This window comes from Nocardia araoensis NBRC 100135, assembly GCF_000308435.1.
GTDB lineage: Bacteria > Actinomycetota > Actinomycetes > Mycobacteriales > Mycobacteriaceae > Nocardia > Nocardia araoensis.
In genome coordinates this window covers 17045-30126 of record NZ_BAFR01000198.1, presented here as the reverse complement: position 1 = coordinate 30126, position 13082 = coordinate 17045, and the positions used below count along the sequence as shown (strand labels likewise).

Here is a 13082-nt window from a genome sequence, read left to right as displayed (position 1 = left end):
ACACCCATGATCATCGATGTTCCCGAGGGCAAGGATCCGATCGGCTTCGTCTGGGGCGAGATGGTCCCCGGCATCGGCGTCGCCGCCTCGAATTTCTCGCTGTCGGTGTACTCGCACAGCACCCTCGGCCTGCGCGAATTCGAGGCGGCCCGGCTGCGCATCGCCCAGATCAACGGTTGCCTGTTCTGCATGGACTGGCGCACCGAACGCGACGGGGCCAAGGTCGAGCCCGGATTCGCCGACGCCGTCACGAACTGGCGTACCACCGACGCCTTCGACGAACGCACCCGGCTCGCCGCCGAATACGCCGAGCGCTACGCCACCGATCACCACAACCTCGACGAAGAGTTCTGGCGCCGGATGCTGGCCGGTTACAGCCAGGCCGAAGTGGTCGAACTGAGCATGAGCATCGGCTCATGGCTCGCGTTCGGCCGGTTGAACCACGTGCTCGGCTTGGATTCGGTCTGCGTGCTGCCCGGTCATACCGGCGACCGGTGAACCGCCGTAGGCACGCTAGGCCGGCATTCTCGACACCCACGCGGGCTGGCCGTCGACCAGGCCCAGCTCGAACTGCTCGGGAGCGTCGAGCACGGCACTGAGCTGGCGAAGCGCTCGATCGGCGGAGATTTCCGCCGGAAAGCGAATGTATTCGAGGGTGGCTCCGGATATCCGGGCGCGGAATCGGTACCGGAATTCGACCTGACCCGCGTAGGTCAGCGCGATGCGGCCCTGCCAGTCGATGTCGTGCCTGCCGTCGGACCGGCGGGTGAACGACACCTCCTGGTCGGCGACCGAGTCGTGCCCGAGCAGATAGATGTTGAACGCCAGGAATTCGACGTCGTCGGCGTGTGCGAGCGGCAGCGGATCGACCGTAAGATACTGCGGCTGTGCGGATTTGAGTAGGAAGGGCCGGCCCGGCGCCGCGGCGCGCAGCCCGGTGGCGTCGTCCTCGCCCCAGTACGTGGACGACAGCGTGCAGCTGTGACAGTTCTGCCAGACGATCGGCGACAGCCAGTCCTCGCCGTCCTCCTCGTCGTGGTCGGGGTCGCGTTCGGCGTTGTAGGCCGCCGATCGCAGGTGCAGATCGAACCACAGGCTGCCGGCCTGATCCAGGCGGCCGGTCCACGCGAACTCCTCGATCGCGTGCCCCTCCGGCCACGGATTTCCCGGGAACACAATTCTCCCGGCGGGCGAAAAACGCACCAGGTCGGTCCTTTCCATGCCGACACACCCTAGCGACCGAGACCGACAAACTCGACACGCCGGATCGGGGAAAGCCGCGACCAGCCCGGTTGCGCCTCAGGCGTTGGCCGGTGCTTCCTCCTCCGTCTGGTCGGCGGGCGGCTCGTCCACCGTCCGTTTCGGCCCGGTGAACCAGGTCCGGGCCGACGCCAGCCACCAGATCCCGATCGCGCCGACCACGCCGACCAGAGTGATCGGTGCGTAATTCACAGTGTTCCAGGTGAATTCGCTGTGCCACGGATAGCCGCGGGCGTCGGTGGGCAGGATGAACAGGAAGCTGATCAGCGCGATCCAGATCAACGCGACCACGCCGACCGGGCGATACCACGCACCCAATTGCCATGGGCCGGTGCGGAACCGGCTCCCGTGCCGCTGCCGCAGCAGGATCGGAATGCCGTAGGCGATGTAGAGCCCGATGGTCGCGACCGAGGTCGCCGCGGCGTAGGCGGTCGGCGCGTTCGCCGCAGGCACCAGCATCGACGGAATCAGCAGCACGAACGCGAAGAACGAAATGAACAGCACCGCGTGCACCGGCACCTTGCGCGCGGAAAGCCGCGACCAGAACCTCGAACCCGGCACCGCGCCGTCGCGTGCGAACGCGAACAGCATTCGGGAAGCCGAGGTCACCGAGGCGTATCCGCAGAACAATTGCGCCACCGCCGCGATGATCAGCAGCAAACCCGACCAGAAGCCGTTCAGCGAGTTCTCCAGAATGTAGATCACGGGGTAGCCGCTGTTCTTCGCGGGATCCAGTGCGTCGTCCAGATCCGGAATGGCGAACGTCACCGCCATGATGAGCAGATATCCGGCGATCGCCGACACGACGATCGTGTTGATGATCCCTTTGGCCGCCATCCGGGACGCGTCGTGCGTTTCCTCCGACATGTGCGCGGAGGCGTCGTAGCCGGTGAACGTGTACTGCGCGTGCAGCAGCCCGAGCAGGAAGCTGAACGCGACCCCGCCGAATCCGATCGCGCTGTTGTCGACGGTCTCGGTGAAGACGAATCCGGCGCTCTGGTGATGCTGCGCGCCGAAGCCGAGGACGACCACGAAGATCGCCACACCACCCACGTGCCACCACGCGGACACATTGTTGATCACCGCCGACAGATGCGGACCGATCACGTTCAGGACGGCGTGCAGGACCAGGATGGCGGCGAACACCAGGAAGATCGCGGTGCGATCGGTGCCGATGTCGATGCCGACGACGTTCAGCACGACGGTGGTGAAGATGGCGGCGCCGTAATCGATCGCCGCGGTGACGGCGATCTGCCCGATCAGGTTGAACCATCCGGTGAACCAGCCCCACACCGGTCCGCCCAGTTCGGCGGCCCACCAGTACAGCCCGCCGGAGGTCGGGTAGGCGGAGGCCAATTCCGCCATGGCGAGTCCGACGAACAGCACCATGATCGAGACCAGCGGCCACCCCCAGGCCATGGTGATCGGGCCGCCGTTCGCCAGACCGATGCCGTAGCTGGCCAATCCACCGGTCAGAATGGACACGATGGTGAAGCTGATGGCGAAATTGGAGAAACCCGACCAGGATCTGGCCAGTTCTTGCTTGTAGCCCAGTTCGGCGAGCCGACGTTCGTCGTCGGAAGGGGGTCGGGTCTCGGTCATATCGTGCTCCCGGGTCAAAACGCTGCCCTCATACTGCGTTTGCCAGAAGATCAGTGTGAAGTACCGATCGGTCAACCGCAGCGCAACCAGCAAATTCGCGCGAGCGGTAGCCCACTGGGCCGCCCGGAGGATGCCGACGTAGCGTGAACCCATGAGCGAGCGACTGGTGGTCATCGGCGGTGACGCGACCGGAATGTCGGCGGCCTCGCAGGCGCGCCGGATGAAGGACGCGAGCGCGCTGGAGATCGTGGTGTTCGAACGTGGCGGGTTCACCTCCTACTCCGCCTGCGGCATTCCGTACTGGATCGGCGGCCACGTCGCCGATCGGGACGCCCTGATCGCCCGCACACCCGACGAACATCGCTCTCGCGATATCGACCTGCGGCTGCACACCGAGGTGACCGAGATCGATGTCGAGCAAGGCCGCGTGCGCTACCGCGACCGGGAAACCGGCGCTTCGGCATGGATGTCCTACGACCAGTTGGTCATCGCCACCGGCGCCCGCCCGGTCCGGCCGCCGTTGCCCGGCATCGACGCGAACGGTGTGCACGGTGTGCAGACGCTCGACGACGGGCAGGCGCTGCTCGACACCCTGGAGCGGTCGCGCGGCAACCGCGCCGTCGTGGTCGGGGCAGGCTATATCGGCGTGGAGATGGCCGAGGCGCTCATCCGGCGGGGCTACGACGTCACGATGGTCAGCCGCGGCTCGCAACCCATGTCCACGCTCGACCCCGACATGGGTGCGCTGGTGCGCGACGCGATGTGCGGAATGGGCATCAAGGTGGTCGGCGACGCCGAGGTGTCCGAGCTCCGGACAGCCGACGACGGCCGGATCGCCGCGGTCGTCACCGACACCGCGGAATACCCGGCCGACGTGGTGGTGCTCGGCATCGGCGTGCGCCCGGAGACGGAACTGGCCCGCGCCGCGGGTCTACCGCTGGGGGAGTACGGCGGCCTGCGGACCGATCCCGCCATGCGGGTACGCGGGCACCAGAACGTCTGGGCGGGCGGCGATTGCGTCGAGGTGCTGGACCTGGTCTCGGGCCGGGAGCGCCACATTCCGCTCGGCACCCATGCCAACAAGCACGGTCAGATCATCGGCGCGAACATCGGCGGGGGATACGCGCTGTTCCCCGGTGTCGTGGGTACGGCGGTCAGCAAGGTCTGTGAACTCGAGGTCGCCCGAACCGGCCTGCGCGAGCGCGACGCCCGGGCGGCGGGGCTGCAATACGTGACCGTCACGATCGAATCCACCAGCCGCGCCGGTTACTACCCGGACGCGGCGCCGATGACGGTGAAAATGCTCGCCGAGCGTTTCACCGGACGCTTGCTCGGCGCCCAGATCGTGGGACGAGAGGGCGCGGGCAAGCGCGTCGACATCGCGGCGGTCGCGCTGACCGCACGGATGACCGTCGAGCAGATGACGATGCTCGACCTCGGTTACGCCCCGCCGTTCTCCCCGGTGTGGGACCCGGTCCTGGTGGCCGCGCGCAAGGCCGTCACCGCCGTGCGCAAGCGCGCGTAGGGCGCTCAGCCGAAGAGTTCGAGCAGCTCGGTCTGACCGAACATGACCGCGGCGTCGCGGGCCGTCGGCGTACCGGCGTCGGGATCTGCCCCCGCCGCGGCGAGTTGCCGCACGATCTCGGTCTCGCCCTTGAACACCGCTCCGGCCAGTGGAGTCTGCCCCTTGTCGTTGGCGCGGTTCGGATCGGCCGACCGCTGCAGGAGCGCCGCAACGGCATCGGCGTGCCCGTGGTAGGCGGCGAGCATGAGCAGTGTGTCGCCCGCGTCGTTGGTGAGGTCGACCGGCACGCCCGCGTCCACGTAGGCGGCCAATCGCGCGGTGTCTCCGCGCCGAGCGAAGTCGAACACCTTGGCGGCCAGTTCGAGTAGTTCCGGATCGATCTCGTCGGCGCTCATCCGCTTGCTCCTGTCCCGGGTCACACGGTCAGCGCGGCGCCGCCGACGTTCCCAGTTGTTCCCGCACTCTGCGTAGATCGGCGACGAACGCCTCGTAGGCGGCGGTGCGGTCGGGCGCGCGCAGCACCGAGGACGGGTGCACGGTGGCGATCGCCCGGAAGTCCGCCGTGTCGACGACCTCGCCGCGGCGTGTGCTGACCTTGAACGTGGGGCCGAGCACCGCCTGCGCGGCGATCGCGCCGAGGCACACCACCAACCGCGGACGCAGCAGGCCGAGTTCGGCGTCGAGCCATGCCGAGCAGGCGACCACCTCGGTACGGCCGGGCTGCTTGTGGATGCGCCGCTTGCCGCGCTCCACGAATTTGAAGTGTTTCACCGCGTTGGTCAGGTAGGCCGCGTCGCGGTCGATGCCGACCTCCGCCAGCGCCCGATCCAGCAGTCGCCCCGCCGGGCCGACGAACGGTTCGCCCGCCACGTCCTCCTGATCGCCGGGCTGCTCGCCGATCAGCACCACGTCCGCGTCCGGGGGTCCCGAGCCGAACACCGTCTGCGTGGCGTGGCGGTAGAGATCGCACCCGCGGCAGCCGCAGGCCGCTTGCCGCAGCCGGGTCAGGTCCGCGTCCTCGGGGACGTACATCGCGGCGCCGGGCGCCTTCGTCACCATTTCGCCGACCTCCTCTGCCGCGTGGTGCTGGTGGCGGCTTACCCGTTTGCGCGACCCTCACGCGACAGTCGCGAATCTGCCTCCCATGTGGTGAACGACCGGACCCGGGTCGGTATAGTCGCCGCGGATGAGTAGTGTCACCGCCACCGCCGGAACGCCGATGCCCCAGAACCGTCGACTCGCGCGCGTGCTGCGCCCGGCGCCGGTGCTCGCGCTCGCGTTCTCCGCGTTCTGTCTGCTGACACCGGTCTGGCCGTTCCACAAGATCACCGGCGGGTTCATCGACCTGCAGGTGTATCGCCTGGGCGTGGATGCCATGCGGCACGGCGCCGACATGTACGGACAACTGCCGCAGACCACCATCGGGGCGGGCCTGCCGTTCATCTACCCGCCGTTCGCGGCGCTCGCGCTGGGTCCCTTCGCGATGCTGCCCTGGGACGTCGCCGCATTCAGCTTCTTCGTCTCCTCGGTGGCCGCGCTGGCCTTGACGCTCTATCTGGTGGCGCGGCGAGTGTGGCCGGAGGAGTCGCGGCGGCGGCTGACGGTGTGGGCCACCGCGTGCGCGACTCCGCTGGGGCTGCTGTTGGAGCCGATCCACTCCACGCTGGACTTCGGCCAGGTCAACCTGCTGCTGATGGCCCTGGTCGCCGCCGATTGCCTCACCCATAAACCGCGCTGGCCCCGAGGCATGCTGATCGGCATCGCCGCCGCGATCAAGCTGACGCCCGCGGCGTTCGTGCTCTACTTCTTGGTCCGGCGGGATTACCGCGCGGCCGCGACCGCCGCGGTCACCGGTGCGGCCGCGACAGCGCTCGGCTTCGCGATCCTGCCGAAGGAATCGGTCAAGTATTGGTTCGGCGGTCTGGGCAACGTGTCCGGGCTGAGCGGTTCGGCATTCCACACCAATCAGTCGATTCAAGCGGTGTTCTCTCGCTTCGAAACGCCTGAGCCCGCGTTCACCATCATCTGGCTGGTCCTCGGCGCGTTGCTGCTTGCGCTGGTGGTCACCGCCATGCGCCGAGCCGCCGACCTGCCCGCGCTCGCGCTGTCCCTCAACGCCGTCTTCACGCTGCTGGTCTCGCCGATCTCGTGGTCGCACCACTGGGTGTGGATCGCGCCCGCGTTGTTCGCCGTCGTCGGTTACGCGTCCCGCCTGCCCGGCAGGCGGGCGATCGGGTGGTGGGTGACGTTCGTGGTGACCGCGGCGGTGTTCGTCATCGGCCCGCACAACTGGCTGCCCGACGGCGAGCACCGGGAGACCGCTTGGACGCCATGGCAGCATGTCATCGGCAACACCTACGTCTGGTTCAGCGTGCTGCTGGTCGTCCTGTTCCTGGTCACCAGCAGGCGAAACGTCGCGGGCGATGCGAACCCGTCGCTCGATGAGCCGGCCCACACGTCCGAGGCCCCGCCCACAGCGCTGTCGGCGCGCTGAGCGCGGGCGGCGGCCTCCGGTCGGGAGTCAGCCCATACCGGGGGCGGATGGCGCGACGAAGAGAAAGCTCTTCTCCTCCACACGCTGCTCGATCCGCCACTGTCCGTCCACGCGGACGAACGTGTCGAGGTACCAGAGGCCGCACAGCATCATCGTCGGCGGTCCGTCGCCACCGGACACGAGCATCGGATTGTGGCACATCGTCCGTCCGGTGGCGGTGTCACCGTCGACTCGGATGGACGAGTTGCTGATCAGATGTTGGAAGGCGGGGAAGTTCGGCAGGACGGAAGCCAGGAACTGTTTCGTCGCCGCCAGATCGCCCACCGAGCCGCCCATGGCGGAGTAATCGATGTGCGCATCGGGGGTGAACACTTCGTCCAGCAGGTCCCACTGCCGGGTGTCGACCGCATGCGAGTACCGCACCATCAGATCTTCGATCTCGAGTCGATCCGAAATCTCCTGCAACGACAGCATGCCTGCCTCCCGAGTGACGTCGATACCCGGGTAGATGCCACCAGGATTCGACGTGCGAGGCAAGGCCCCTGCGGTCAGGCCTTGCGCGGCAGGATGTTCAGCACCAGTGTGATCCCAGCCACGATGCTCACACACGCTATGAGAGTGGCGAGCACCGATTGGGTGAGCGTGGCGATGCCGATCGAAAAGGCAAGGCACGTGGTCAAAGCGAGCGCGCCGGTTCCCGGTTCCACACCGGCGATGCGGGTTGGTCGGTGATCCGTCATAGCTATGTGATACCCACGACATGCCGTTACGAAACCGTGATCGACACAGAATTTCCGCCCGGGCGTGTTCGCGGGTCGGCGGACGATGGCGGCTCGGGCAGCTCGCCGACATCGCCGAGCGCGGCGAAGCGGTCGCCACGTTGCGCGCCTCGGAGGGTGGGATCTACGAACGGTTCGGCTACGGCGTCGCCAGTTCCTTTACCAGCCGGTCGATCCGAAGAGCTGGCTGTCCCGGCCGGAAAAGCAGGTGGTGGTCAATGATTTCGTCGCGACAACGCCCGCGGCGTATCGCGGGTTGATCCGCGGGCTGCTGTCGACCGATCTGGTCGACACCTTCGTGTTCCCGTTCGTCGCCCTGGACAGCCCGTTGCGGCACCTGCTCACCGACGAACGCGCGGTGCGCGTCGTGTCGACCAGGGACGAGACCTGGTTGCGCATGGTCGATGTCGGGCTCGCACTGGCGCGGCGCGCCTATCGCGAGGGTGAGGCGGTCGTGGTGGAGGTCGTGGACCCGAGCCTGACGGCGAACTCCGGCCGATACCGGATCGCGGTCGACGGTGTGCGACGAGTACGCGAAAACGCGGATGTCACCGTGGGGATTGCCGATCTCGCTACGGTCTATCTGGGCGGGACGACCTGGCGGGACCTGACTTTCGCGGGGCGTGTCGACGAACATCGCCCCAGAGCCGTCGCGGACGCGGACGCGCTGTTCGCCGGGACCTTCTTCTGAGCGCGAGCCAGGCGTACAGTACGCACGTACGGTTTGGTAGCGAGTCTCGGAGTGGCCTATGTGGGATCCCCAGCAGTACCTCGCGTTCGACGATCACCGGTCGCGCCCGTTCTTCGACCTGCTGAGCCGGGTCACCGCGGCCGAACCCCGGGTGGTGGTGGACCTGGGCTGCGGTCCAGGGCATCTCACGGTGGTCCTCGCGCGGCGCTGGCCGGGCGCGATCGTGCAGGCGCTCGACTCGTCGCCGGAGATGGTCGCGGCCGCGCGCGACCGGGGCATCGATGCGAAGCTCGGGGCGGTGCAGGAGTGGCAGCCGAGTGCGGAGACCGATGTGGTGGTCTGCAATGCCGTCCTCCACTGGGTGCCAGGGCATCCGGACCTGCTGACGCGGTGGATGCGCCAGCTTCCCGCGGGGGCGTTCCTGGCCGTGCAGGTGCCCGGAAACTTCGACGCGGCCTCGCACCGGGCGATCCGCCAGGTGGCCGCTCGCGACGATTGGCGCGACACTCTCGGCCGGGTGGGCATCCTCGAACCGAGGGCGGTGCTCGACCCCGCCGGATACGCCGACCTGCTCGCCGCGGCCGGTGGGGCGGTCGACGCCTGGGAAACGACGTACCTGCAGCGTCTGACCGGCGACGATCCGGTGCTCGAGTGGGTTACCGGCACGGCGTTGCGGCCCGTGCGCGGGGCCCTCGATGACGCGCAGTGGCAGGAATTCACAGCACAACTCGCGCCACTGTTGCGCAGCGCCTACCCCCAGCGCGCCGACGGCGCCACCTGGCTGCCCTTCCGGCGAGTCTTCGCCGTCGCCCGGAAGCGGTAAGCCCGGGCCTGGTGCGCGCGGCGCTCAACGGCCTTGCTCGTGCGCGGTCGACAGCAGGCGGTCGACCCGGCTGCGCAGGTCGCTGGTCACGCCGACCGACGGTAACTCGGCGGCCACGTTGGCGGCGAGAACGCGCAATTTCGTGTTGGTTTCCTGAGATCGCACGCGCAGGATGGCGAACGCTTCGTCGGCGTCGAGACCATAGACCAGCATGACCGCGCCTTTGGCTTGTTCGATCACCGCCCGCGCGGCTGCCGGATCGAGGTCACCGCCCGCCGTGCCGTCACCGTCGTAGCTCACATGCACGCACTACCCGCCTGCGGCGGTCTGACACGGTTTCGCGCGCGGAAACGATGGCTCCGCGGTCGTCTCGGCCCGGCAAGGGGTTGACGCGAGCCACGGGGATCGCGATACTTCGAACGTCATAGCGATTGCGTATAACTTGTCCTGCGGAAACGCGACGGAGACAGATCAATGACGATCCATACGGCAGTCGAAGCGTTTTTCCTGGCTCAGGTGGACGACCCGGTCCCCGAGGCTCCCCCGAACTCGGAGAAAATCCTCCAGCTGTTCCGGTATTTCACGTGGTTCGTGATTCTCTCCGGAGTCACCGGAATCGCCTATGCCGGTGGCAGATTCGCCTGGGAAAAGTGGAACGGCGGTCCGCTCGCGTCGGCGAAAATGGTCGCGGGCGGCATGCTCGGCGGCGTCATCGCGACCAGCGCGGGGACCATCATGAACGCGCTGATCGGTTGAACCGGGCGGCCTGCGCGGTGGAGCGCGCAACGGCGCTCCACCCGCAGGCGCATCCGAAGTCGGCCGCCGTGGTCAGTCGGTAACCTCCAATTCGACCAATTGACCCGGCGTGAAAGACTTCTCGCGCCGGTTGGTCTCCACGCCGAAAACCGCGACCACGAGGTCGCCGCCCGGCTGGACCACTCCTGCTTGGGTGAGGGTGCCGTACCCGACGATGGATTCGCCGACATGATCGGCGAGTTCCACCGCGGGTATTCGAATCGTCCTGCTCACGGGGCACCTCTATCGAGTCGAAGTATTACTGGCTGCTGTGTCCATGTTCGCAGGACTCGATCCTAATCCCGAGAAAAGCGGCGCAGCACCCCCTTTCGCCGCCGATTCACCGCGCGGTGGCAAACTGCGCCGTCAGGGCGGAATTCCGTGCCCCATAACGATTATCCCCGCGAGCTTGACCGATTCGTGACCAGCGCGAGCGCGTCGGCCACCTTTGCCCGGAAGTGCGGGCACTCGCGGAAGTCCGCGGCGGCGCAGTCGAGTGCGTGCGAGATGCTCTCCAGCGCCGCAGTGGCCTCGGCGATCCGGCGGACGAGCTGGTCGCGGCGCGCACGCAGCAATTCGCGTCGAGCGGAGCGGTCGGACGCCTCCGCGAACAGCGCCGCGAGTTCCTCCAGCGACAAACCCACCCGCTTGCCCATCAGGATCATCGCCACGGTCTGCGCGTCGTCGTCGTGATAGCGGCGACGGCCCGCCCCGTCCCGCCGCGGCGCCAGCAATCCGACGTCCTCCCAGTGCCGCAGCACATGGGTGGCCAGACCGAAGCGCGCCGCGAACTCGCCGATCGGCATGTCGTCACCCGCCATACCCGCACTCTAAGCGGCGCGCGCGACGAGCCGCGTGAACAGCCCGACGGGATGGCGCCGCGGACGTACCGGCTCGCGCCGTACCGTCGCCGCGTCGAACGAGCGGCGCAAGGCGCGGATCGCGGCCGCCGAGCGCACGAACCGGAAGTCGTAGATCGCCACGACGCCACCGGGTCGCAGCACCCGCGCCAGCTCGGCGATCGCGCGGTCGACCTGTGGCCACTCGTGCATGCTCAGGCTCGACACGACGAGGTCGAAGCTGTCGTCGGGGTAGGGGAGCGCCGCGACGTCACCGACCGAGAGTTCGACCGCGCCGCCGGGCAGTTTCGCGTCGGCGAGCTCGATCATGTGTGGTGACAGGTCGATCCCGTGCAGCCGTAGATCCGGTCGCCGACAAAGTAACTGCGCCAAGAGTTCCCCCGGCCCGGTCCCTGCGTCGAGCACCCGTGCCCCCGATTGCGCGACCGCGTCGATGTCCGCGGCGATCCGGCGGTAAAAGCCCCCGAGCAGGCGGGAAGCCCGCTGATCGTAGCCTCGGCTCTGCTTTGCTCCGAACGTTGTCATGTTCACCTCTCCTCGTGCTGCGCTCAGCATGCGAGTTGAGGTCGACCTGAAGTCAAGAGCTGCTACCGGCGCCGAGTCCCCCGGGCCACGGCCGCGCCGGCTACTGGTGATCGAGCCGTGGTTCGACACAAGGGGGTAGACAGCACAGTGCCGCCGCAACGGTCGATCCACGTGCGGCGGCAACTTCGGTTGTCTGCCTCCCTACGTCGGTTCGCGCGACATTCGGCGAAATGGTTTGTACACCGTGCGGCCCGCCGGGACTCGGCTCGGCCGCACGACAGGCGCTCTCAGATGCACCAGACGGCGCTGCCGAGCGGTATGCAGAACACTACCGAGCCGAAAACCGGCGTCGCGGCGTCCGACGGTGTCGTTGTGGCGGAAGCGGCGGGAGCCGCTATGACGCCCAAGGAGACGGCCATTGCGGTCGCGGCGACGACTTTCGTGATTCTGGTGGACATTGTGCATCCTTTGACTCGAGTGAAATTTAACTCTGACTCACGGATTTCATGCTTCACCCCTGGGCCGGTCGGCGCCAGGCAAGGAAATATCAAGTTCCCCGGCGTTTCATAACAGCGCGATCACCGGTGGTGCCCTTTTCAGGGCGGCGGAATCCAATTCGACCGAAAAACATACCGGCAGATTAATTTTTGCCTATACTTCCCGAGGTCGCACGCGTTGATATGCGCTGGAGTCGCCTTTGTCCAATGGATATCTGTCGTCTGCGGTCGTGTCGTGGCGCGACCGTTTCGAATCCGATGAGGTAGCCGCGACAGGGGCCGTGCCGATTGGTTCAGCGCGGAAGAGTGGTGGTGGGTAACGCGATCGTTACATCGCTGACGCGAGAGCTCGCCCGTAGTACCGCTCGCCACGCGCCGATCGAATCCTTCCCAGGGGCGGTGAGTCCAGCCCGAATTCGGGCGGGGGCGCGACCCTAAACTGAGGTAATGGTGCAGCCAACGCCCTGGCAGTCGGACGAAACGCGAGACGACCGGTCCGCCCGGCAGAACGGGGCGGGGGGCGCCGCCGTCGTGCCGGCGAAGGCAATTCTGGCCGCGCTGCGCGGACATTGGGGCTATGTGTGGGCCGCCGTCGGCAGCCTGGTGACGCTGATTCTGCTGTTCCAGCCATGGCTCACCGCCGCGGGCGCCGATGGCAAGGTCAGCACCAACGCCTTCGGCCGGATGGAGATCACCACGCGGTTCCTCAACGTCTGGTCGCGATCGGCGCCTCCCGGCGCCCGCGTCACGGGCTTCTGGGCACTGCTGGCCTGCGCCGCGATCATCGTCGCGATCTTCGCGGTCGTGGTGAACCTGCGTCTGCGTATCGAGGCTCTCGATCGGCTGGCGACATTGGCCACGGTGGTCGGCGCGCTGTTGGTGGTGGTGACCGTGCTCTACATCAACAGCAAGGGCCCGGAGTTGAAGGCGATGGTGGGACGCAGATCGGATCTGGGTGGACAGATCGGATCGTTGATGAACTGGGCGTTCGGCAACGGCAGACTCGTCGTGCCTGGTATCGGGCAGGTGGCCTACACGTCCGCGACGCTCACGCCGTGGGCGCTGACCGCGGGCGTGACATCGCTGGGCTCGGCGGTCGCCGCCGTCACCCAGTGGGTCCGCAACCGATCGGGCAACCTATTCCGTCTCCCGGTGCGCGTTCACATCGTGAAGTCGGAGAAGTCCGACGGATCCGAGGACGCGGACTGATCATCGACCGTCCGCGGCGGTG

17 protein-coding genes and 1 pseudogene are annotated in these 13082 nt (G+C 67.4%); 8 read left to right on the top strand and 10 right to left on the bottom strand.

Features of this window, described 5'->3' with window-relative positions; translation table 11 throughout:
- Positions 1 to 6: 6 nt before the first annotated feature.
- Entirely contained in the window at positions 7 to 498 is a 492-nt protein-coding gene (locus ON21_RS25585; protein WP_039801736.1) for a carboxymuconolactone decarboxylase family protein, read from the top strand.
- A gap of 15 nt (positions 499 to 513) precedes the next feature.
- Here ON21_RS25585 and ON21_RS25580 read toward each other — a convergent pair whose 3' ends face one another.
- Positions 514 to 1221, bottom strand: coding sequence for a hypothetical protein (locus tag ON21_RS25580; RefSeq protein ID WP_157170966.1), 708 nt, complete (start codon positions 1219 to 1221; stop codon positions 514 to 516).
- Positions 1222 to 1299: 78 nt separating this feature from the next.
- Complete coding sequence (locus ON21_RS25575) at positions 1300 to 2862, bottom strand: amino acid permease (protein ID WP_039801750.1); 1563 nt, start codon at positions 2860 to 2862, stop codon at positions 1300 to 1302.
- A gap of 151 nt (positions 2863 to 3013) precedes the next feature.
- On the opposite strand from ON21_RS25575, the gene ON21_RS25570 reads away from it, so the two are divergent.
- Positions 3014 to 4387: an FAD-dependent oxidoreductase gene (locus tag ON21_RS25570; RefSeq protein WP_039801734.1), complete on the top strand. Its 1374-nt coding sequence runs from the start codon at positions 3014 to 3016 to the stop codon at positions 4385 to 4387.
- A gap of 5 nt (positions 4388 to 4392) precedes the next feature.
- Here ON21_RS25570 and ON21_RS25565 read toward each other — a convergent pair whose 3' ends face one another.
- Both ON21_RS25565 and ON21_RS25560 read right to left on the bottom strand, forming a co-directional pair.
- Positions 4393 to 4782 carry an ankyrin repeat domain-containing protein gene (locus ON21_RS25565; protein ID WP_039801732.1) on the bottom strand — a complete coding sequence of 130 codons (390 nt, stop codon included), beginning with the start codon at positions 4780 to 4782 and terminating at the stop codon, positions 4393 to 4395.
- A gap of 28 nt (positions 4783 to 4810) precedes the next feature.
- Positions 4811 to 5479, bottom strand: a pseudogene (locus ON21_RS25560) (UdgX family uracil-DNA binding protein); the annotation flags it as partial.
- Between the two features lie 94 nt (positions 5480 to 5573).
- Here ON21_RS25560 and ON21_RS25555 point away from each other — a divergent pair.
- The gene (locus tag ON21_RS25555) at positions 5574 to 6881 is read left to right on the top strand and encodes a glycosyltransferase 87 family protein (protein ID WP_083880883.1); all 1308 of its coding nucleotides are present in this window, start codon (positions 5574 to 5576) and stop codon (positions 6879 to 6881) included.
- A gap of 27 nt (positions 6882 to 6908) precedes the next feature.
- Here the strand turns inward: ON21_RS25555 and ON21_RS25550 are convergent, their stop codons facing one another.
- The gene (locus tag ON21_RS25550) at positions 6909 to 7355 is read right to left on the bottom strand and encodes a nuclear transport factor 2 family protein (protein WP_039801728.1); all 447 of its coding nucleotides are present in this window, start codon (positions 7353 to 7355) and stop codon (positions 6909 to 6911) included.
- A 74-nt stretch (positions 7356 to 7429) separates the two neighbouring features.
- On the bottom strand, positions 7430 to 7621 hold the full coding sequence (locus tag ON21_RS25545) for a hypothetical protein (RefSeq protein WP_039801726.1): 192 nt from the start codon (positions 7619 to 7621) through the stop codon (positions 7430 to 7432).
- A gap of 85 nt (positions 7622 to 7706) precedes the next feature.
- Between ON21_RS25545 and ON21_RS25540 the strand changes: the two genes are divergently transcribed.
- Positions 7707 to 8351 (top strand): sterol carrier protein domain-containing protein, encoded by a 645-nt coding sequence (locus tag ON21_RS25540; protein ID WP_281032695.1) that lies wholly within the window; start codon positions 7707 to 7709, stop codon positions 8349 to 8351.
- A 58-nt stretch (positions 8352 to 8409) separates the two neighbouring features.
- Positions 8410 to 9174, top strand: a complete 765-nt coding sequence (locus ON21_RS25535; RefSeq protein WP_039801724.1) for a trans-aconitate 2-methyltransferase — start codon at positions 8410 to 8412, stop codon at positions 9172 to 9174.
- Between the two features lie 24 nt (positions 9175 to 9198).
- Here ON21_RS25535 and ON21_RS25530 read toward each other — a convergent pair whose 3' ends face one another.
- Entirely contained in the window at positions 9199 to 9474 is a 276-nt protein-coding gene (locus tag ON21_RS25530; protein ID WP_051021333.1) for an ANTAR domain-containing protein, read from the bottom strand.
- Between the two features lie 174 nt (positions 9475 to 9648).
- Between ON21_RS25530 and ON21_RS25525 the strand changes: the two genes are divergently transcribed.
- A complete protein-coding gene (locus ON21_RS25525) occupies positions 9649 to 9930 on the top strand; it encodes a hypothetical protein (protein ID WP_039801722.1) in 282 nt (93 codons plus the stop codon).
- A 72-nt stretch (positions 9931 to 10002) separates the two neighbouring features.
- Here the strand turns inward: ON21_RS25525 and ON21_RS38685 are convergent, their stop codons facing one another.
- The 3 genes from ON21_RS38685 to ON21_RS25515 all read right to left on the bottom strand — a co-directional run bounded on the left by ON21_RS38685 (position 10003) and on the right by ON21_RS25515 (position 11354).
- Positions 10003 to 10203 carry a hypothetical protein gene (locus ON21_RS38685; RefSeq protein ID WP_157170965.1) on the bottom strand — a complete coding sequence of 67 codons (201 nt, stop codon included), beginning with the start codon at positions 10201 to 10203 and terminating at the stop codon, positions 10003 to 10005.
- Between the two features lie 161 nt (positions 10204 to 10364).
- On the bottom strand, positions 10365 to 10790 hold the full coding sequence (locus tag ON21_RS25520; RefSeq protein ID WP_039801720.1) for a MerR family transcriptional regulator: 426 nt from the start codon (positions 10788 to 10790) through the stop codon (positions 10365 to 10367).
- A 9-nt stretch (positions 10791 to 10799) separates the two neighbouring features.
- Positions 10800 to 11354 carry a class I SAM-dependent methyltransferase gene (locus ON21_RS25515; protein WP_039801742.1) on the bottom strand — a complete coding sequence of 185 codons (555 nt, stop codon included), beginning with the start codon at positions 11352 to 11354 and terminating at the stop codon, positions 10800 to 10802.
- A 291-nt stretch (positions 11355 to 11645) separates the two neighbouring features.
- Here ON21_RS25515 and ON21_RS25510 point away from each other — a divergent pair, with 291 nt between their 5' ends.
- Positions 11646 to 11924, top strand: a complete 279-nt coding sequence (locus ON21_RS25510; RefSeq protein ID WP_039801718.1) for a hypothetical protein — start codon at positions 11646 to 11648, stop codon at positions 11922 to 11924.
- A 374-nt stretch (positions 11925 to 12298) separates the two neighbouring features.
- Positions 12299 to 13060, top strand: a complete 762-nt coding sequence (locus ON21_RS25505; RefSeq protein WP_039801717.1) for a hypothetical protein — start codon at positions 12299 to 12301, stop codon at positions 13058 to 13060.
- The last annotated feature ends 22 nt before the right edge of the window (positions 13061 to 13082 follow it).

Excerpts from the sequence above, each read along its gene's own strand:
- ON21_RS25585 (WP_039801736.1), top strand. The coding sequence starts at position 7 with ATGATCATCGATGTTCCCGAGGGCAAGGATCCGATCGGCTTCGTCTGG.
- ON21_RS25580 (WP_157170966.1), bottom strand. The coding sequence starts at position 1,221 with ATGGAAAGGACCGACCTGGTGCGTTTTTCGCCCGCCGGGAGAATTGTG.
- ON21_RS25575 (WP_039801750.1), bottom strand. The coding sequence starts at position 2,862 with ATGACCGAGACCCGACCCCCTTCCGACGACGAACGTCGGCTCGCCGAA.
- ON21_RS25570 (WP_039801734.1), top strand. The coding sequence starts at position 3,014 with ATGAGCGAGCGACTGGTGGTCATCGGCGGTGACGCGACCGGAATGTCG.
- ON21_RS25565 (WP_039801732.1), bottom strand. The coding sequence starts at position 4,782 with ATGAGCGCCGACGAGATCGATCCGGAACTACTCGAACTGGCCGCCAAG.
- ON21_RS25555 (WP_083880883.1), top strand. The coding sequence starts at position 5,574 with ATGAGTAGTGTCACCGCCACCGCCGGAACGCCGATGCCCCAGAACCGT.
- ON21_RS25550 (WP_039801728.1), bottom strand. The coding sequence starts at position 7,355 with ATGCTGTCGTTGCAGGAGATTTCGGATCGACTCGAGATCGAAGATCTG.
- ON21_RS25545 (WP_039801726.1), bottom strand. The coding sequence starts at position 7,621 with ATGACGGATCACCGACCAACCCGCATCGCCGGTGTGGAACCGGGAACC.
- ON21_RS25540 (WP_281032695.1), top strand. The coding sequence starts at position 7,707 with ATGGCGGCTCGGGCAGCTCGCCGACATCGCCGAGCGCGGCGAAGCGGT.
- ON21_RS25535 (WP_039801724.1), top strand. The coding sequence starts at position 8,410 with ATGTGGGATCCCCAGCAGTACCTCGCGTTCGACGATCACCGGTCGCGC.
- ON21_RS25525 (WP_039801722.1), top strand. The coding sequence starts at position 9,649 with ATGACGATCCATACGGCAGTCGAAGCGTTTTTCCTGGCTCAGGTGGAC.
- ON21_RS25520 (WP_039801720.1), bottom strand. The coding sequence starts at position 10,790 with ATGGCGGGTGACGACATGCCGATCGGCGAGTTCGCGGCGCGCTTCGGT.
- ON21_RS25515 (WP_039801742.1), bottom strand. The coding sequence starts at position 11,354 with ATGACAACGTTCGGAGCAAAGCAGAGCCGAGGCTACGATCAGCGGGCT.
- ON21_RS25510 (WP_039801718.1), top strand. The coding sequence starts at position 11,646 with ATGCACCAGACGGCGCTGCCGAGCGGTATGCAGAACACTACCGAGCCG.
- ON21_RS25505 (WP_039801717.1), top strand. The coding sequence starts at position 12,299 with ATGGTGCAGCCAACGCCCTGGCAGTCGGACGAAACGCGAGACGACCGG.